Origin of the sequence: Alloyangia pacifica (genome assembly GCF_003111685.1) — a bacterium.
GTDB lineage: Bacteria > Pseudomonadota > Alphaproteobacteria > Rhodobacterales > Rhodobacteraceae > Salipiger > Salipiger pacificus_A.
Genome location: NZ_CP022190.1, coordinates 46335 through 64307, shown reverse-complemented (window position 1 = coordinate 64307; position 17973 = coordinate 46335). Strand labels below are relative to the sequence as shown.

Below are 17973 nucleotides of genomic sequence, written 5' to 3'. Positions count from 1 at the left end.
AGCGTTGCTGCAAACACACGAGCAGGACAGTGATCCAATGACATATCTTCCGAAGGTTCTGATGCTGGTGGCCGGCCTTGGCCTTGCCGCCTGTACCAACCCGGACCGCTTCGGCGCGGGCGATGGCACCGGTGCCGGCGGCGCAGGCTACGGCAATGGCAGCGGCGTGAACGGCGGCTACCTCGACGGCTCCGCCAGCGACCCGCGGTCGCCCGCCTATTTCAACCAGGCGATCGGCGACCGCGTTCTCTTTGCCGTCGACCAGTCGACGCTTTCCGCCGACGCGCAGGCGACGCTGGACGCGCAGGCGCAATGGCTGATGACCAACTCCGATTACCTCGCGGTGATCGAAGGACACGCCGACGAGCAGGGCACCCGCGAGTACAACATCGCGCTCGGCGCACGCCGCGCCAACGCGGTGATGGAATACCTGATCTCCAAGGGCGTCGCTTCGAGCCGCCTGCGCCAGATCTCCTATGGCAAGGAACGCCCGATCGAGGTCTGCTCGCAGGAAGCGTGCTACGCCAAGAACCGTCGCGCGGTGACGGTGATCTCCATGGGCATGACGAGCTGAGGCCGGGCGGATGCGTCTGACCGGCATCGCCCTGTGCCTGGGCCTGATCGCGTCCGGCGCGCAGGCCCAGCAAACCGAGACCCTGGCGGACCTCCGCCAGGACCTCGCGCTGTTGAACGGTGAACTTCTGAAGCTCAAGCAAGAGCTCAACACCACCGGCATCGGCTCGATGAACGTGCCCGCCAGCACGCTCGACCGCGTCAACGCGATCGAGGCCGAGCTGTCGCGGGTGACCGCCAAAACCGAGGAATTGGGCCACCGCATCGACAGCGTCGTGGCGGATGGCACCAACCGCATCGGCGATCTGGAGTTCCGCATCTGCGAGATGGAGCCGGGCTGCGACATCGGCGCCATCGGCCAGACCAAGCCGCTCGGCGGGCAGCAACCCGCAACGGGCGGCACGCCCGCGCCCGCGCCTACCCCGGCGCAGACCGCTGAAACGCCCCTCGCGGGCGGTGCGCAGCTTGCCGTCGGCGAAGAGACGGACTTCCGGCGGGCGCAGGAGGCGCTCGCCAATGGTGACTTTCAATCCGCCGCGGAAAAGTTTGCGGCCTTCCGCCAGACCTACCCGGGCTCTCCGCTAGAGGCGGCGAGCTTCCTGGCCGAGGGGCAGGCGCTGAAAAAGGCGGGCGACACCCGCGAGGCGGCGCGCCGCTTCCTTGGGGCCTATGCCAACTACCCCGAGAGCGAGGTCGCCCCTGCGGCGCTCTGGCAGCTCGGCACGGCGCTTGGCGAGCTGGGCAGCACCACCGAAGCCTGCGTGACCCTGGGCGAGGTCGCAACCCGCTACCCGGGCACCGAAGAGGTGGCGAAGGCGGCGGAGGAGATGGGTCGCCTCGGCTGCCAGTGAGGCCGACGGGCGGCATCCCGGTGAGCGCCTCGCTCGACCAGCGTTTCGCCGAGGCCATGGGCGCGGCGCTCGGCCCGGATTTCCCCGAGAGCATTGCCCTCGCCGTCTCCGGCGGGGGCGACAGCATGGCGATGCTGACGCTGGCGCACAATTGGACCCATGTCTGGGGCGTGCGGCTGCGGGTGGTGACGGTTGACCATGGGCTGCGCCCCGAGGCCGCCGCCGAGGCGGAGATGGTCGCCGAGACCTGCGCCGAACTCGGCTGGGAGCACCAGACCCTGCGCTGGCACTGGGACGGGCAAGGCAACCTGATGGATGCCGCCCGCCGGGCCCGGCTTTCCCTCATCGACGGCTGGCGGGGCGAAACCCGCGACGTCCTGCTTGCCCATACCGCCGATGACGTTGCGGAAAGCTTTGTCATGCGCCTGTCGCGCGGCGCCGGGGTCGAGGGGCTGTCGGCGATGCGGCCGCTGCGCGAGGTGCAGCTCGGGGAGGGCACACCGATGCGTGTCGTCCGACCCTGTCTGACCATGCGCCGGGCCGAGCTGCGCCATTACCTGCGGGTGCTGCAGGGCCAATGGGTCGATGATCCATCCAACGATGACGAGGGCTATGAGCGGGTGCGGGCCCGCAAGCTGGTGGCCCGGCTCGAGGCCGCGGGGTCGCTGACCGGCGCCGATCTCGCCGCGGCCGCCACCCGCATGGCGCGCGCCTCAGAGGCGCTGCGGGCGCGGGCGGCACAGGTATGGGGCGAGATCTCGTCCGAGGTGCCTTTGCAGCGCTGCGGCGACCTCATCTTCGATCAGACCGCATTTCAGACAATCGAGCGCGACACCCAGCTGCGGCTTCTGTCGGCGGCGCTGCGGTTCGTGTCCGGCGCGGAATACCCGCCCCGCGAGGCGCCTCTGGAGGCGCTGCTCGAACGGCTGCTCGGCGGCGGGGGGGGCACGCTGCACGGCTGCGAGGCGCGGATCGAGCGCGGGCAGATCGCCCTTTTCCGCGAGTACGCAGCGGTGCAGGATCTGTCGTGCGTGGCCCAGCCGGGCGCGCTCTGGGACGGGCGCTGGCGCCTTGCGCGCGCCGTTCCTGCGGGGCTCACCCTACGCGCGCTCGGCGAGGACGGCTGGGCGCAGCGTGACAGAAAGGCCGAGCCGCCGGTTCCTTTCCATGCCGCGCGCGGCGCCCCGGCAATTTTCGAGGGCGACCGGCTGGTCGCCTGCGACGCGTTGCAACCTGCAGGAGAAGACCCGGTTTTCCAGCTCTGCCCCTTCGGGCGCTTGCCCTCTGACTTCGCGGTATTCCTGAGGTCGGGCCCGGCTTCGGGGTGAAATCGCATTGAACCGGCTGGCACAGCCCTTATGTTAGGCACAGATCGCGGTACCGAGAGGTCCGCGAGATACGTCATTTTAGGAGGCCGTCCTTGGGCAACGCACGAAATATCGCCTTCTGGGTCGTTCTTTTCCTGTTGATTCTGGCGCTCTTCAACCTCTTCTCCGGAGGCGGAAGCACGCTGCAGAGCCGGGAAATCAGCTACTCGGACTTCATGGAGGCGGTGGATTCGCAATCCGTCAGCTCCGTCACCATCGACGGCGAGCAGATCCGCTATCGCGGCAATGACGGTCAGGACTACGTGACCGTCAAGCCCGAGGATGCCCAGGTCACCGACACGCTGATCGACAAGGGTGTCACCGTCCGGGCCGAGGCGCAGCAGCAATCCGGCTTCCAGGCCTTCCTGCTCAGCCTTCTGCCCTTCCTGCTGCTGATCGGTGTGTGGATCTATTTCATGAACCGCATGCAGGGCGGCGGAAAGGGCGGGGCCATGGGCTTCGGCAAGTCCAAGGCCAAGCTGCTGACCGAAAAGCACGGCCGCGTCACCTTCGACGACGTGGCGGGCATCGACGAGGCCAAGGAAGAGCTCGAGGAGATCGTGGAATTCCTGCGCAACCCGCAGAAGTTCTCGCGCCTCGGCGGCAAGATCCCCAAGGGGGCGCTGCTGGTGGGCCCTCCGGGCACCGGTAAGACGCTGCTGGCACGCGCCATCGCGGGCGAGGCGGGCGTGCCCTTCTTCACAATCTCGGGCTCGGACTTCGTCGAGATGTTCGTCGGTGTCGGTGCGTCCCGCGTGCGCGACATGTTCGAGCAGGCCAAGAAGAACGCGCCCTGCATCGTCTTCATCGACGAGATCGATGCGGTCGGCCGCAACCGTGGCTCGGGCTATGGCGGCGGCAACGACGAGCGCGAGCAGACCCTCAACCAGCTGCTGGTCGAGATGGACGGTTTCGAGGCGAACGAGGGCGTGATCATCATCGCCGCCACCAACCGCCGCGACGTGCTCGACCCCGCGCTGCTGCGTCCGGGACGCTTCGACCGTCAGGTCATGGTCGGCAACCCCGACATCAAGGGCCGCGAGAAGATCCTCGGCGTGCACGCCCGCAAGACCCCGCTCGGCCCGGATGTCGACCTGCGCATCATCGCGCGCGGCACCCCCGGATTCTCGGGCGCGGATCTGGCGAACCTCGTGAACGAGGCGGCGCTGATGGCCGCCCGCGTTGGCCGCCGCTTCGTGACCATGGAAGACTTCGAGAACGCCAAGGACAAGGTCATGATGGGCGCCGAGCGCCGATCGATGGTCCTGACCGCCGAGCAGAAGGAAAAGACCGCCTACCACGAGGCCGGTCACGCCGTCGTTGGCTTGATGCTGCCGCAGTGCGATCCGGTCTACAAGGCGACAATCATCCCGCGCGGTGGTGCGCTCGGCATGGTGGTCTCGCTGCCCGAGATCGACCGTCTGAACTGGCACAAGTCGGAATGCGAGGAAAAGCTCGCGATGACCATGGCGGGCAAGGCGGCCGAGATCATCAAGTACGGCGAGCCCAACGTGTCGAACGGCCCGGCGGGCGACATCCAGCAGGCCTCGGCGTTGGCGCGCGCGATGGTGCTGCGCTGGGGCATGTCGGACAAGATCGGCAACATCGACTACTCCGAAGCGCATGAGGGATATCAGGGCAACACCGCGGGCCTGTCGGTCTCGGCGCACACCAAGGAGCTGATCGAGGAAGAGGTCCGTACCTTTATCCAGACCGCCTATGAGCGCGCCTACCAGATCCTCACCGACAACAACGAGGAATGGGAGCGCCTGGCGCAGGGGCTGCTCGAATATGAGACGCTGACCGGCGACGAGATCAAGCGCGTGATGAAGGGCGAGCCGCCGAACGCCTCGGACGGCGACGACGATGACGCCGACGATACGCCGAGCCTGACCGCGATCCCCAAGACCAAGCCCAAGCCCAAGCCCGCCGACGAGGGCGGCCTTGAGCCCGAGCCTTCGGCCTGAGCGCCTCGATCTTGAAAAGATGCAGACCCCGGAGCCCGAAACGGCCCCGGGGTCTTTCTTTTGCCGGGCGCTGGCCTTCGGCCATTTGAAAGGCGATCGGCGCGGATCTCCTCTCGACCTCGCCGGGCATCTGTGGCCCAACTAAGCGCCGTATCAGTCGTTCAAGGATCCTCTCATGCCCGCGCTCATCCCCACCGAGTTCTCCGCCCGCATCACCTGGCTGGGGCAGGTCCCGCCGGAGGGAGACGACATCCGTTCGCGGGCGGTCGAGTCGCTGGAGATCGGCTGGGGCGGGCCGGAAGGCGAGCGCCACGCCGGGCGCACGCGGCCGTCCTGCTCGCGAGTGACCTCGCAGCACAAGCGCGGCACCGAGATCGCCAACGTCCGCCAGATGTGCCTGATGTCCGCCGAGGAACTGGCCGAGATCGCCGAGCGTGTGAAGCTGGACGAGCTCGACCCGCAGCTCGCCGGGGCGACGCTGGTGCTCGAGGGGATTCCCGATTTCAGCCACCTGCCACCCTCGTCGCGGCTGCAGGGGCCGGATGGGGTGACGCTGATCATCGACATGCAGAACCGCCCCTGCAACCTGCCCGCCCGCGAGATCGAGGCAGAGCACGAAGGCCACGGCAAGGCCTTCAAGGCCGCGGCCAAGGGCAGGCGCGGCGTCACCGCCTGGGTCGAGCGCCCGGGACGGCTGGCGCTTGGCGACGAGATGCGGCTGCACATCCCCGACCAGCGCGTCTGGGCACACCTCAAGGCCGTCCGCAAGGGCTGAGCGCTTCGCGCGTGACCGGCGCGCGGCGAGCGGCTATGGAGGGCGGCAGACGATCAGACGGGAAGGAGGCCCCCGCCCATGAGCAGCAAGATGACCACCGACATCGAAATCGCCCGCGCCGCCGAGAAGCGCCCGATCCAGGAGATCGGCGAGAAACTCGGCATCACCGGTACGGACCTCATCCCTTACGGCCATGACAAGGCGAAAGTCTCCGCGAGCTTCATCGCCGGGCTCAAGGGCCGCAAGCAGGGCCGGCTGATCCTCGTCACCGCGATCAACCCGACCCCAGCGGGCGAGGGCAAGACCACCACCACCGTCGGCCTTGGCGACGGGCTGGCGGCGATTGGCAAGAAGGCGGCGATCTGCATCCGCGAGGCCTCACTCGGGCCGAACTTCGGGATGAAGGGCGGGGCGGCGGGCGGCGGCCACGCGCAGGTGGTGCCGATGGAGGAGATGAACCTTCACTTCACCGGCGACTTCCACGCGATCACCGCCGCGCACAACCTGCTGTCGGCGATGATCGACAACCACATCCACTGGGGCAACGCGCTCGACATCGACCTGAGGCGCATCGTCTGGCGGCGGGTGCTCGACGTCAACGACCGCGCGCTGCGCGACGTGGTGACGGGTCTTGGCGGCGTGCCGAACGGCTTCCCGCGGCAGGGCGGCTTCGACATCACCGTGGCCTCCGAGGTGATGGCCTGCCTCTGCCTCGCCGATGACCTCGCCGACCTTCAGCAGCGGCTCGGCGACATGATCGTCGCCTATCGCCGCGACAAGACCCCGGTGCACGCGCGCGACCTCAAGGCCGACGGCGCGATGACCGTTCTGCTCAAGGATGCGCTGCAGCCGAACCTGGTGCAGACGCTCGAGCACACCCCGGCCTTCGTGCACGGCGGGCCGTTTGCCAATATCGCCCATGGCTGCAACTCGGTCATGGCCACAAAGACCGCGCTGAGCCTTGCCGATTACGTGGTGACCGAGGCAGGTTTCGGCGCCGATCTCGGGGCCGAGAAGTTCTTCGACATCAAGTGCCGCAAGGCGGGGCTGCACCCTGATTGCGTGGTGCTGGTGGCGACGGTGCGGGCGCTGAAGATGAACGGTGGCGTGGCCCGCGCCGACCTTGGCGCCGAGGATGTGGCCGCGGTGAAGAAGGGCTGCGCCAACCTTGGCCGCCACATCGAGAACCTGCGCCAGTTCGGCGTGCCGGTGGTGGTGGCGATCAACCATTTCGCCGGCGACAGCGAGGCCGAGGTGGCCGCGGTCAAGGCCTATGCCGAGGCCCGCGGCGCCGAGGCGCATCTCTGCCGCCACTGGGCCGAGGGCTCGAAGGGCATCACCAAGCTCGCCGAGCGCGTCGCGCATATTGCCGACGGAGATGCCGCGCAATTTGCACCGATCTACCCCGACGAGATGCCGCTCTGGGAAAAGATCGAGACCGTCGCCAAGCGCATCTACCACGCCGAGGAGGTGACCGCCGATCCGCGCATCCTCGCGCAGCTTGCCGACTGGGAAGAGCAGGGCTTTGGCAGCTTGCCGGTCTGCATGGCCAAGACCCAATATTCCTTCTCGACCGACCCCAAGAAGCTCGGCGCCCCGACGGGCCACATGGTGCCGGTGCGCGAGGTGCGGCTCTCGGCCGGGGCAGGGTTCGTCGTGGCGATCTGCGGCGACATCATGACCATGCCCGGACTGCCGCGGGTCCCCGCGGCCGAGACCATCCGTCTCAACGACGCCGGAGAGGTCGAGGGGCTGTTCTGAGGCCGGCTTCCCCGCCGCGAGCGCGGGCGCCGTCTCCGGAAGGTGCCCGCGGTTTCCGATCCGCGCGCCGAGTGTCGTCTTTGTACTGGGCTTTGCCGCACTGGTGCGTTGATCATCGCGCCGCATCGCGGCATAGGGGGCGCAGCGGTCCACGGTCAGCCTGCAAGGAGACACCCATGCGCGATCCCGCAACCCTTGGCGACATGACGGCGCTGCGCGCCGAGATCGATGCCACCGACAAGGCGCTGACGGCGCTGCTGGCGCACCGCCAGAGCCTCATCGACCGTGCCGCCGAGATCAAGACCGGCGCGGGCCTGCCCGCCCGGATCGAGGCCCGCGTCGACGAGGTCATCGCCAACGCCCGGCGCAACGCCGAGGCCGAGGGGATCGACCCCGAGCTGAGCGAGACGCTCTGGCGCGCGTTGGTGGACTGGTCGATCCGCCGCGAAGAAACGGTACTGGGACAGGAGTGAGGCGCATGAGCGCAACGATCATCGACGGCAAGGCCTTTGCCGAAAAGGTGCGGACGCAGGTCGCCGCCCATGTGACCCGGCTGAAGGACGAGCACGGCATCACCCCGGGTCTCGCCGTGGTGCTGGTGGGCGAGGACCCGGCCTCGGAAGTCTACGTTCGCAACAAGGGCAAGCAGACGCTCGAGGCGGGGATGAACAGCTTCGAGCACAAGCTGCCCGCCGAGACCTCCGAAGCGGACCTGCTGGCGCTGATCGACCGGCTCAACAACGACCCCGCCGTGCATGGCATCCTCGTGCAGCTGCCGCTGCCGGGGCACCTGAACTCCGACCTGGTGATCAATTCCATCGACCCGGCCAAGGACGTCGACGGCTTCCACATCTCCAACGTCGGGCTCCTGGGCACCGGGCAGAAGAGCATGGTGCCCTGCACGCCGCTCGGATGCCTGATGATGCTGCGCGACCACCTCGGCGCGCTGTCGGGGCTGAATGCCGTGGTGGTGGGCCGCTCGAACATCGTCGGCAAGCCGATGGCACAGCTGCTGCTCGGCGACAGCTGCACGGTGACCATCGCGCATTCGCGCACCAAGGATCTGGCCGAGGTCTGCCGCCGCGCCGACATTCTCGTCGCCGCCGTGGGCCGCCCCGAGATGATCCCCGGCGATTGGGTGAAGCCGGGCGCGACGGTGATCGACGTGGGCATCAACCGCATCCCCGCGCCGGAAAAGGGCGAGGGCAAGCACCGGCTGGTCGGTGACGTGGAGTTCGCCTCTGCCGCAGAGGTCGCGGGGGCGATCACCCCAGTGCCGGGCGGCGTCGGCCCGATGACCATTGCCTGCCTGCTGGCCAACACGGTGACGGCGTGCTGCCGCGCCAATGGCCTTGCCGAGCCCGAAGGGCTGACGGCCTGAGCATGATAGCGCCGGGCGGCACCCCGCCCGGCACCCTCAGCGCGGCATCGGGATCGCCAGCGGCACCTCGCCGGTGAGAATTGACCGCGCACCCGGCTCCATCAGCCCGGCCAGCACCACGCTGTCGGTGCGCAGCCCGCCGGTATAGGCGCCATAGGCCGGCATCAGCAGCCGCGCCCCATCAACAAGGAAGCAGGCCCGCGAGACCACCCGCCCGCCGCGCAGCACCAGCCGCGCCTTGGGGTGGTAATGCCCCGAGATCTCGCCGCGCGCGCCCGGCTCGGCGATGTGCCGCAGCACCAGCCCGCCCAGATCGAGCTCGGCCAGATGCGCACCGCCGAGCGACACCGGGCCCGGGTCGTGGTTGCCCTCGATCCACATCCAGTCGCGCCCGGCCTGCAGCCGGGCGATCCACAGCCGCTCCTCCTCGGGGAGCAGGAGGTCGATCCCCGCCGCGTCGAAACTGTCGCCGAGGCAGACCATGCGCCGCGCGCCGGTGGCCTCGAGGTCGCGCTCCAGCCGCAGCAGCGTCTCGCGCCCCTCGTAAGGCGGCAGAAGCGCGCCGCCCTGCGCTGCCAGACGGGCCGACTTGCCAAGGTGCAGGTCCGAAACCACCAACAGCCGCTCGGCAGGCCAGAACAGCGCCCCGGATCCGAGCGCCTCCAGCGCCGCCCCGCAAAAATCGATCTTCACGCGTGTCATGCGGGCTGCAATGCCAGAGCCCGCGCCCTGCTTCTAGGCCCAAATACCCCGGGGGAGACCGCTCTGCGGCCGGGGGCCAAGGCGCCTCTGTGCCGCCTTGCCCGCCAAACCCCGCGCGCGACATAGCCTGTCATGCGCCGATCTGCGCCAGCCCCGCCTCGCGAAGGAGCGCCCCGACTTGCTCTTCCAGCAGCCGCGCCTCGGCGCTGCCGCGGATTGGCACCCGGCCCGGCTCGAGGAAGAGCGGCGCCGAGAGCGGCGAGAGCCGCTCGAGCCGGACAAGATCGATCCGCCCCTCGACCCGCTGGCACATCTCGCGGATGCGGGCGAAATCCACCAGCCCGCGCATGGCCTCTTCGCGGGTGATTTGCAGCAAAAGGTGCCCGGGGTCGTATTTCACCAGCGTATCGTAAAGGATGTCCGAGGACATCGTCGCCTGCTTCCCGGTCTTGCGCTGGCCGCCGATGTTGCGCTCGATGAGCCCGGCGATGGTGGCCGACGCCCGGAAGGTCCGCTTCATCACCGCGTTGCCCGCCAGCCAGCCCTCAAGCCCCGCCTCCAGCGCCGCGAGATCGAAAAGCGGGCCCGGGTCGATCACCGCATCGAGTCCCCAGATCAGCACGGCGTAATCGGTGGCGACGAAGCCCATGGGCGCCAGCCCTTCCTCCTCCATCCGCTTGGTCAGCAGAAGGCCCAGGGTCTGCATCGCGTTGCGCCCGGCAAAGCCGTAGACCACCAGCTGCTCGCGCCCGTCATGCGCAAAGCTCTCGATCAGCAGCCGCCCGGGCTGGGGCAGGCGCGAGACCTCGCGCTGCAGGCGCAGCCAATCGGCGGTGTGCTCCGGCAGGCCCGGCCAGTCCTCCTGCTGGAACATCCGCAGGATGCGCTCGGAAAGCTGGGTGGAGGTGGCGAACTTGGTGCCCATGAATGTGGCGATCTTCGGCTTGCTGTGGGCGTCGCGGCTGACCTGCACCACCATCTCGCGCAGCCCCTCGTAGCGCACGATCTGCCCGCCGATGAGGAAGGTGTCGCCACGGGTCAGCTGTGCGGCAAAGCCCTCCTCGATCTCGCCGAGGGGCGCACCGCCGCGCCCGCGGTAGCGCACCTTGAGCGTATCGGTGTCCTGGATGGTGCCGATGTTCTGCCGGATGCGCGCCGCCGAACGCGGATCGCGCAGCTGCCAGAGCCCGTCCTCGCGCTGTTTCAGCCGCTGCCACTGGTCATAGGCCCGCAGCGCGTAGCCGCCGGTGGCGCAGAACTGCAGGCAATCGTCGAACTCGGCCTGGCTCAGCCCGGCATAGGCCCCTGCCGTGGTCATCTCGGCGTAAAGCGCCTCCGCCTCGAACGGCCCGGCGCAGGCGGCGATGAGGATATGCTGGCAGAGCACGTCGCGCGGGCCGGGGCCCCGGCTCTCGCCATCAAGATCGCGCGCCCGAACCGCCTCGAGCGCCGCGAGGCATTCCACCACCTCGAAGCGGTTGGCGGGCACCAGCAGCGCCTTGGAGGGCGCGTTGTATCGGTGGTTGGCCCGGCCGATGCGCTGCACAAGGCGTTTTACGTTCTTCGGCGCGCCGATCTGGATCACCAGGTCGACATCGCCCCAGTCGATGCCGAGATCGAGCGAGCCGGTGCAGACGATGGCGCGCAGATCGCCGCGCACCATGGCGGCCTCAACCTTCTCGCGCTGGCCGCGGTCGAGCGAGCCGTGGTGGATGCCGATCGGCAGCGCGTCCTCATTGGCCAGCCAGAGCTTGTGAAAGAAGATCTCGGCCTGCGCCCGGGTGTTGTGGAAGATCAGCGTGGTGCGGTGCCGCTTCACCTGCTCCAGCACCGCCGGGATCGCATAGGCCGCGCCGCCGCCGGACCAGGGCGGCGCGGCCTCGGTTTCGAGCATCGAGATATCCGGCTCCGGCCCCGGGTCGGCCTCGAGGATCTCGCAGGGGTCCGGGTGCCGGGCCAGCAGCCGGGCGATGGCCTGCGGATCCTCCACCGTCGCCGAGAGCCCGACCCGCCGCAGCCCCTGGCAAAGCGTCTGCAGCCGTGCCAGCGCCAGCATCAGCTGATCGCCGCGCTTGCTTTCGGCGAGAGCGTGGATCTCGTCGACCACCACCCTTTGCAGCCCCGCGAAGATGCGCGGCGCATCCTCGTAGGAGGTCAGCAGCGCAAGGCTCTCGGGCGTGGTCAGCAGGATATGCGGCGGGTCGGCCCGCTGCCGCCGCTTGCGCGAGGACGAGGTGTCGCCAGTGCGGTCCTCGACGCGGATCGGCAGGCCCGCCTCCTCGATGGGGATGAGCAGGTTGCGCCGGATGTCCGCCGCAAGCGCCTTCAGCGGCGAGACGTAGAGCGTGTGGAGCCCGGCCCTCGGCGCCTCGGTCAGCTCGGCCAGCGTCGGCAGGAAGCCGGCCAGCGTCTTGCCGCCGCCAGTGGGCGCGATGAGCAGCAGCGCCGGCGCACCGGCGCGCGCCAGCATGGCGCGCTGGTGCGGGTGCAGGCTCCAGCCACGCGCGGAGAACCATTGGTCGAGGGAAGCGGGCAAGGCGGACATCCCCCCAAGATAGGCGCGCGCCGGCCAAGGAAAAGCGCGCCGCATGTGCTTTCTTGTGGGGGGGAATATCCCGCGGGAAAACGCGCCGGGCGCGGGCGCGGGCAAACTCCGCAATCCCCCGCCGCGGCAGGACCAGAACCGCTGCCGGGGGTCGCATGGCGACCGCCTCGCACCCCACTGCCTCACACCCCCATGTGCCGCCACGCACAGGGCTGGCTCTGGCCTTTCGGACGCAAACCGCTACCGTTCGGCGCAATCAGACAATGGAGCCCTCTCATGACTGCCGAATACACCCCCCCCAAGGTCTGGACATGGGACGCCGAGAGCGGCGGCCAGTTCGCCTCGATCAACCGCCCCATCGCCGGGGCCACCCATGACAAGGAGCTGCCGGTCGGCAAGCATCCGTTCCAGCTCTACAGCCTCGCCACGCCCAACGGCCAGAAGGTCGGGGTGATGTTCGAGGAGCTGCTCGCCGCCGGCCATGACGCCGAATACGACGCCTGGCTGATCAAGATCGGAGACGGCGACCAGTTCGGCTCGGGCTTCGTGGACGTGAACCCCAACTCGAAGATCCCGGCGCTGCTCGACCGCTCGGGCGAGAAACCCGTGCGCGTCTTCGAGTCCGGCGCCATCCTGCTGCACCTCGCCGAGAAGTTCGGCGCCTTCCTCGGCAAGCCCGAGGATCGGGCCGAGATGCTGAGCTGGCTGTTCTGGCAGATGGGCAGCGCGCCCTATCTCGGCGGCGGCTTCGGGCATTTCTACGCCTATGCCCCCGAGAAGATGGAATATCCGATCAACCGCTTCGCTATGGAAGCAAAGCGCCAGCTCGACGTGCTGGACCGCAACCTGGCGGACCGCAAGTTCATGACCGGCGACGACTATACCATCGCCGATATCGCGATCTGGTGCTGGTACGGCAACCTCGCGCTCGGCCGCGCCTACGAGGCCGCCGAGTTCCTCGACGTGGCAAGCTACGAGAACGTCCAGCGGTGGGCCAAGGAGATCGACGCGCGCCCGGCGGTGAAGCGCGGGCGCATGGTCAACAAGGCCACCGGCCCGCTCGAAGAGCAGCTGCACGAGCGCCACGACGCGTCGGATTTCGAGACCCGCACGCAGGACAAGCTGGAAGCGTGAGCGGGGTGGCTACGTCCCAAGGGCGTTGCACCTCCCTTCGAAGAGAAGAGGCCCCCGCATTGGCGGGGGCCTCTTCTTGATCAGACGTGCAGCATCTCGCAGAGCACCCGAAGCGCCTCGCGGTCGGCATCGTTCATCTTTGCCGCCCGCGAGCGGAAGAGCGTCGCCTGGCTGCGCAGCACCGGCTCCTCGGACAGCACCTTGAGGTGGTTGGCGCGCAGCGTCTCGCCGGTCGAGGTGATGTCGGCGATCGCCTCGGCGGTGAGGTTCTTCACGGTGCCCTCGGTCGCGCCCTGGCTGTCCACGAGCTGGTAGTCGGCCACCCCCCCCATGCGCAGGTAGTCGCGCACCAGCCGGTGATATTTGGTCGCGATGCGCATGCGGAAGCCGTGGCGCGCGCGGAAGGCGGCGGCGGCCCCGTCGAGATCGTCGAGCGTGTCCACATCCACCCAGGCGGCGGGCACGGCGACGATGAGGTCGGCCTGCCCAAAGCCCAGCTCGGCCAGCGGCTCGACCTTCTGGTCCCATTGCACCAGCTTCTCGCGGATGAGGTCGGTGCCGGTGACGCCGAGATGGATGCGCCCCGACGCCAGCTCGCGCGGGATTTCTCCCGCCGACAGCAGCACCAGCGACACGCCTTCCACGCCCTCGACCGCGCCCGCATATTCGCGGTCCGATCCGGTGCGAGAGAGCGTGACGCCGCGCGCGCCGAACCAGTCGAAGGTCTTCTCCATCAGACGGCCCTTGGAGGGCACACCGAGCTTGATGGTCATTTCGCCACCTCCAGAAGGATGCCCGGGCGGATCACGCCGCCGACGGCGGGGATCTCCTGCCCGCCGCCGAGCCGCCGGGTCAGCGCATCGTAGCGCCCGCCGGTGGCGATGGGGGGAAGGTCCGGGCGGCTCTCGCAGACGAAGCCGAAGGCGAAGCCGTCGTAATATTCCATCGAGCTGCGGCCATAGCTGGCTTCGAAGTCCAGTTCCGCCACGTCGACGCCGCGCGCCGCGAGTGCCTCGCAACGGCGCTCGAAGGTCTCGAGCGCGGGCAGCAGGGCGGGCATGTCCACGGCGATGTCGCGCAGGTGCTCCAGCGCGAACGAGCAGGTTTCGCGCACCGCCAGGACGGCGTCGATCATGTCCACCTGGGCGCGGGACAGGGGCGGCTCGGCGGCATCGGCGCGCAGGGCGGCGATGCGCGCCTCGATCTCGCGCTCGGAGCGCAGGCCGATCACCCGCCCGGCCTTGGCCATCGGGTCGTCCTGCGCCAGCATGGCGGCGCGCGGGGCGGGCACCGGCGTCTTCCCAGAGAAGCGGTCGAGCAGGGCGCGGAAGCGGCGCGGGCGCCAGATGTGGCGCAAGAGCGCGTCGCGGCGCTCCTGCGACGTCCGCAGTCCCGCGACGGCGGCGGTCAGGATGCCGATATCCCCGGTCACCGGGCGCAGGTTCACCGGTTTCAGCACCTCGGCAAAGAGACCGAAGACCTCGGCGTCGAGCTGCGCCTGGTCGCCCCGGTCGAACACCTCGTAGCCCACCTGATAGTATTCCGAGGGGCGCTCGGGGTGCTCTTCCTGGCGGCGGAAGACCTCACCGGCATAAGTGTAGCGGGCGGGCTCGGCACCGTCGGACATATGCATCTCGACCACCGGCACGGTGAAGTCGGGACGCAGCATCATCTCGCCGCGCGACGGGTCGTGGGTGACATAGGCGCGGGCACGGATGTCCTCGCCGTAAAGGTCCAGCAGCGTCTCCGCCGACTGCATGATCGCGCAGTCGAGCGGCTGCGCCCCGGCCTCGGCAAAGACCGCCCTCAGCCGTTCCGCCTCGGCCTTCTCGGCGGCGAAACTCACGCCCATTGGCTCAGGATCTCACGCACCTTGGCGACCAGCTGGTCGCGTGGCACCTCGTATTGCGAGGGGCGCTCCTTCCACTCTTCAAGGCTGGCGTTCTGCGCCAGCTTGGCGCCGAGGACGAGATCCTTGATCTGCACCACGCCGCGCTCCTTCTCGTCACCGCCCTCGATGACGGCCACGGGAGACTCGCGCTTGTCGGCGTACTTGAGCTGGTTGCCGAAGTTCTTCGGGTTGCCGAGGTAGACCTCGGCGCGGATGCCGGCGTTGCGCAGCTCGGCGACCATCGCCTGATAGTCGGCCATGCGCGCCTTATCCATCACGGTGACCACCACCGGGCCCTGCGCCGCGCCGCCGATGCGGCCCTTGGCGCGCAGCGCGGCGAGCAGCCGGTCGACACCGATCGACACGCCGGTCGCGGGCACCGACTGGCCGGTGAAGCGCTTGACCAGATCGTCGTAGCGCCCGCCGCCCGAGACCGAGCCGAACTGCCGCTTGCGGCCTTTCTCGTCGAGGATCTCGAAGGTCAGCTCGGCCTCGAACACCGGGCCGGTGTAATAGCCGAGGCCGCGCACCACCGAAGGGTCGATCTCGATGCGGCTGGAGCCATATCCGCCCGCGTCGAGCAGGGTGGCGATCTGTTCAAGCTCGTCCACGCCCTCGGCACCCACTGCTGAGCCGCCGATGGCGGCGCGCAGGTTGGCCAGCGTCGCGCCCGCATCGGCCCCTTTCGAGGTCAGGAAGGCCAGCACCGGCGCCGCCTGATCGTCGGACAGGCCCACGCCGTCGATATAGGCGCCCGAGGCGTCGAGACGTCCCTTGCCCAAGAGCTCGCGCACGCCGCTCTCGCCGACCTTGTCGAACTTGTCGATGGTGCGCAGAACCGCCTGTTGCTGGGCATCATCGGACAGGCCCATGGTCTCGAGCACGCCGTTCAGCACCTTGCGGTTGTTGACCCGCACCAGATAGTCGCCACGCGGGATGCCGACCTCTTCGAGCGTGTCCGACAGCATCGCGCAGATCTCGGCGTCGGCGGCCACCGAGGGCGCGCCTACGGTATCCGCATCGCACTGGTAGAACTGGCGGAAGCGGCCCGGGCCGGGCTTTTCGTTGCGCCAGACCGGCCCCATAGCATAGCGCCGATAGGGGGTCGGCAGGTCGTTGCGGTGCTGGGCATAGACCCGCGCCAGCGGCGCGGTCAGGTCGTAGCGCAGCGCCACCCAGCCGTCGTCATCGTCTTCCCAGGCAAAGACACCTTCGTTCGGACGGTCCACGTCCGGAAGGAACTTGCCAAGCGCCTCGACGGTCTCCACGGCGGAGCTTTCCAGCGCCTCGAAGCCGTAGCGATGATAGACCCCGGCGATGGTATGCAGCATATGCGCACGTTCGGTCACTTCCGTGCCGAAATAGTCGCGGAACCCCTTGGGCGTTTGTGCCCGGGGTCGGGGGGCTTTCTTTTCCTTGGCCATGGCCTCGCTCCGGCTGTCCAGATTGCGCGCATCCCATAGCCGCTTGGCTACCAAGGAGCAAGCAAAGGCCTTGGCATCGGAGGCATATTGGGCCGCGGCCCAGCGATTGTCTCCGGGGGGGTAGGCGGGACGGGCGCGCCAGAGGGGTTTTGCAAGGACAGCGCGCTGGCACAGAAGGAGAACATGCGCCCGGTCGAGCCCCTGAGACGCTGGGCGATCCTCGGCATGGCGGCGGATCAGAACAAGACCGCCAAAGTCACCGCGCTCGCGGTGATGGCGGATCTGACCGGCAAGGCGATCCCCGAAACCGGCACGACCATCTTCCGCCCGCGCCCCTCCGCGTCGGAGTTCACGCTCCTCGGCATGCGCTCCGCGGCGCAAAGTCTCTGGCCCGCGCTGGAAACCGGCGCTTGCCGCCGCGCGGCATGACCTAGCGTCAACCAGAATTTGTCCCGGGGGAGATGCAGGCAGCGTCGCGGGGGGCAGAGTCCCGACCTCGGCCCCATGGACAAGCCGCGTCGCGCCGCCTATCTGCGGGGCAGACGTCCCCCAACCCCTCGCCGCGAGGGAAGGAGCCCCGCATGCCGCAGCAGCTAGAAGACCTGCAAGAACGCATCGCGCATCTGCAGCGCGCGGTGGACGATCTGTCCGAGACCGTCGCCCGGCAGGACAAGGACATCGCCTTGCTCCAGTACCGCGTTCAGTTGCTGATGGAGCGCGAGGCCGCGCGCGAGAGCGACGGCGGCGGCGGGGTGGTCCTCGGCGACGAGCGCCCGCCGCATTACTGAGAGTTTCGCCGCGCGTCAGTGCTGCTCGAGCGCGACGACCTGCCCGTCGTGCAGCAGCAGGTTCACGTAGGATGCGCTGCCGAAGGCCGGGTAGACGCTGACGAAGGCGGTGTCCCGCGCCAGCCGCCGCATCGCCCGGCCGCAGGGATGGCCCGGAGCGACGCCGCAAACCTCGGCCTTCACCGTCTCGTAGGCCCCGTCCACAGGCCCCTTCGGCAGGCTGCCCCCCGCCAGCCCGTAGCGCAGCTGCTCATGCAGCTCGGGATCGCCGAAGAGCGCGAGAGCCCCGGTCACCTGCCGGGCGCAGCTATCGTCGAAGCCGGTGATGTAGAGCGCGCGCGGCGCTGTTGTTCCGGGGCGGCTGTCATAGAGAACGTAGCCGCGCCGGGTCTCGGGATATTGCGCCACCGGCACGCCCAGCCGCCTCTCGGGAACGCCGCAGACCCGGGCGATCTCGCCATGGGGCAGGGCGGTGCCGAAGGGGACCTGCCGCGCGTCGGGACCCGTGCCCTTGGCCGCCGCGGCCTGCCCTCCGAGCCAGCCCAGCAGCCCGCCCTGCGGCGGCGCTGTTCGCGGCACGGGGGTCTCGGGGGCGGCGCGCAATCCTCCCTCATCCGACAGCTCGGCCTCGGAGGGCAGGGCGGCGCTCTGACCGGCGCTCTTGTCGAGCTCGACCTCCGACAGTCGCGGCACTTCGCCCGGTGTTTCGCAGGCAGCCAGGGCCAGCGTCGCGACCAGGGCCGGGAGGATCTGCGCCAAAGCGCGTAGGGGCGGGGCGGTGGGTGCCACGAAGGCTCTCCAGAAAGGGGACCGT

At 69.0% G+C, this 17973-nt stretch carries 17 protein-coding genes; 11 read left to right on the top strand and 6 right to left on the bottom strand.

The window, feature by feature from the left end:
• Positions 1-37 precede the first annotated feature (37 nt).
• The 8 genes from pal to folD all read left to right on the top strand — a co-directional run bounded on the left by pal (position 38) and on the right by folD (position 8675).
• A complete protein-coding gene (gene pal, locus CEW88_RS13300; RefSeq protein ID WP_108967918.1) occupies positions 38-574 on the top strand; it encodes a peptidoglycan-associated lipoprotein Pal in 537 nt (178 codons plus the stop codon).
• 10 nt (positions 575-584) lie between these two features.
• The gene (gene ybgF / locus CEW88_RS13295) at positions 585-1424 is read left to right on the top strand and encodes a tol-pal system protein YbgF (protein WP_108967916.1); all 840 of its coding nucleotides are present in this window, start codon (positions 585-587) and stop codon (positions 1422-1424) included.
• A gap of 20 nt (positions 1425-1444) precedes the next feature.
• Positions 1445-2752, top strand: coding sequence for a tRNA lysidine(34) synthetase TilS (gene tilS / locus CEW88_RS13290; protein WP_108969795.1), 1308 nt, complete (start codon positions 1445-1447; stop codon positions 2750-2752).
• Positions 2753-2844: 92 nt separating this feature from the next.
• Positions 2845-4758, top strand: coding sequence for an ATP-dependent zinc metalloprotease FtsH (gene ftsH / locus CEW88_RS13285; protein WP_108967914.1), 1914 nt, complete (start codon positions 2845-2847; stop codon positions 4756-4758).
• A 175-nt stretch (positions 4759-4933) separates the two neighbouring features.
• Complete coding sequence (locus CEW88_RS13280) at positions 4934-5533, top strand: MOSC domain-containing protein (RefSeq protein ID WP_108967912.1); 600 nt, start codon at positions 4934-4936, stop codon at positions 5531-5533.
• 78 nt (positions 5534-5611) lie between these two features.
• Positions 5612-7294, top strand: a complete 1683-nt coding sequence (locus CEW88_RS13275) for a formate--tetrahydrofolate ligase (protein WP_108967910.1) — start codon at positions 5612-5614, stop codon at positions 7292-7294.
• A gap of 176 nt (positions 7295-7470) precedes the next feature.
• The gene (locus CEW88_RS13270; RefSeq protein ID WP_108967909.1) at positions 7471-7767 is read left to right on the top strand and encodes a chorismate mutase; all 297 of its coding nucleotides are present in this window, start codon (positions 7471-7473) and stop codon (positions 7765-7767) included.
• A gap of 5 nt (positions 7768-7772) precedes the next feature.
• On the top strand, positions 7773-8675 hold the full coding sequence (gene folD, locus CEW88_RS13265) for a bifunctional methylenetetrahydrofolate dehydrogenase/methenyltetrahydrofolate cyclohydrolase FolD (RefSeq protein ID WP_108967907.1): 903 nt from the start codon (positions 7773-7775) through the stop codon (positions 8673-8675).
• A 36-nt stretch (positions 8676-8711) separates the two neighbouring features.
• On the opposite strand, the gene pdeM is transcribed toward folD, so the two are convergent.
• Positions 8712-9377, bottom strand: coding sequence for a ligase-associated DNA damage response endonuclease PdeM (gene pdeM, locus CEW88_RS13260; RefSeq protein ID WP_108967905.1), 666 nt, complete (start codon positions 9375-9377; stop codon positions 8712-8714).
• Positions 9378-9507: 130 nt separating this feature from the next.
• Entirely contained in the window at positions 9508-11922 is a 2415-nt protein-coding gene (locus CEW88_RS13255; RefSeq protein WP_108969793.1) for a ligase-associated DNA damage response DEXH box helicase, read from the bottom strand.
• A gap of 276 nt (positions 11923-12198) precedes the next feature.
• Here CEW88_RS13255 and yghU point away from each other — a divergent pair, with 276 nt between their 5' ends.
• Positions 12199-13056, top strand: coding sequence for a glutathione-dependent disulfide-bond oxidoreductase (gene yghU, locus CEW88_RS13250; protein ID WP_108967903.1), 858 nt, complete (start codon positions 12199-12201; stop codon positions 13054-13056).
• Positions 13057-13136: 80 nt separating this feature from the next.
• Here yghU and hisG read toward each other — a convergent pair whose 3' ends face one another.
• The 3 genes from hisG to hisS are packed head-to-tail and all read right to left on the bottom strand — an operon-like array spanning position 13137 to position 16371.
• Positions 13137-13829, bottom strand: a complete 693-nt coding sequence (gene hisG / locus CEW88_RS13245; RefSeq protein WP_108967901.1) for an ATP phosphoribosyltransferase — start codon at positions 13827-13829, stop codon at positions 13137-13139.
• Positions 13826-14908 (bottom strand): ATP phosphoribosyltransferase regulatory subunit, encoded by a 1083-nt coding sequence (locus CEW88_RS13240; protein WP_108967899.1) that lies wholly within the window; start codon positions 14906-14908, stop codon positions 13826-13828. Before CEW88_RS13240 ends, hisG begins: the two co-directional genes overlap by 4 nt.
• A complete protein-coding gene (hisS, locus tag CEW88_RS13235; RefSeq protein WP_108967897.1) occupies positions 14899-16371 on the bottom strand; it encodes a histidine--tRNA ligase in 1473 nt (490 codons plus the stop codon). Before hisS ends, CEW88_RS13240 begins: the two co-directional genes overlap by 10 nt.
• Positions 16372-16458: 87 nt before the next feature.
• Between hisS and CEW88_RS25305 the strand changes: the two genes are divergently transcribed.
• Together CEW88_RS25305 and CEW88_RS13225 are read left to right on the top strand one after the other, a co-directional pair.
• Positions 16459-16800 carry a hypothetical protein gene (locus CEW88_RS25305; protein ID WP_108967896.1) on the top strand — a complete coding sequence of 114 codons (342 nt, stop codon included), beginning with the start codon at positions 16459-16461 and terminating at the stop codon, positions 16798-16800.
• 152 nt (positions 16801-16952) lie between these two features.
• Positions 16953-17159 (top strand): SlyX family protein, encoded by a 207-nt coding sequence (locus tag CEW88_RS13225; protein WP_108967894.1) that lies wholly within the window; start codon positions 16953-16955, stop codon positions 17157-17159.
• A gap of 15 nt (positions 17160-17174) precedes the next feature.
• Here CEW88_RS13225 and CEW88_RS13220 read toward each other — a convergent pair whose 3' ends face one another.
• A complete protein-coding gene (locus tag CEW88_RS13220) occupies positions 17175-17948 on the bottom strand; it encodes a hypothetical protein (protein ID WP_159099606.1) in 774 nt (257 codons plus the stop codon).
• Positions 17949-17973 lie beyond the last annotated feature (25 nt).

Excerpts from the sequence above, each read along its gene's own strand:
- pal (WP_108967918.1), top strand. The coding sequence starts at position 38 with ATGACATATCTTCCGAAGGTTCTGATGCTGGTGGCCGGCCTTGGCCTT.
- ybgF (WP_108967916.1), top strand. The coding sequence starts at position 585 with ATGCGTCTGACCGGCATCGCCCTGTGCCTGGGCCTGATCGCGTCCGGC.
- CEW88_RS13280 (WP_108967912.1), top strand. The coding sequence starts at position 4,934 with ATGCCCGCGCTCATCCCCACCGAGTTCTCCGCCCGCATCACCTGGCTG.
- CEW88_RS13275 (WP_108967910.1), top strand. The coding sequence starts at position 5,612 with ATGAGCAGCAAGATGACCACCGACATCGAAATCGCCCGCGCCGCCGAG.
- CEW88_RS13270 (WP_108967909.1), top strand. The coding sequence starts at position 7,471 with ATGCGCGATCCCGCAACCCTTGGCGACATGACGGCGCTGCGCGCCGAG.
- folD (WP_108967907.1), top strand. The coding sequence starts at position 7,773 with ATGAGCGCAACGATCATCGACGGCAAGGCCTTTGCCGAAAAGGTGCGG.
- pdeM (WP_108967905.1), bottom strand. The coding sequence starts at position 9,377 with ATGACACGCGTGAAGATCGATTTTTGCGGGGCGGCGCTGGAGGCGCTC.
- CEW88_RS13255 (WP_108969793.1), bottom strand. The coding sequence starts at position 11,922 with ATGTCCGCCTTGCCCGCTTCCCTCGACCAATGGTTCTCCGCGCGTGGC.
- yghU (WP_108967903.1), top strand. The coding sequence starts at position 12,199 with ATGACTGCCGAATACACCCCCCCCAAGGTCTGGACATGGGACGCCGAG.
- hisG (WP_108967901.1), bottom strand. The coding sequence starts at position 13,829 with ATGACCATCAAGCTCGGTGTGCCCTCCAAGGGCCGTCTGATGGAGAAG.
- CEW88_RS13240 (WP_108967899.1), bottom strand. The coding sequence starts at position 14,908 with ATGGGCGTGAGTTTCGCCGCCGAGAAGGCCGAGGCGGAACGGCTGAGG.
- hisS (WP_108967897.1), bottom strand. The coding sequence starts at position 16,371 with ATGGCCAAGGAAAAGAAAGCCCCCCGACCCCGGGCACAAACGCCCAAG.
- CEW88_RS13225 (WP_108967894.1), top strand. The coding sequence starts at position 16,953 with ATGCCGCAGCAGCTAGAAGACCTGCAAGAACGCATCGCGCATCTGCAG.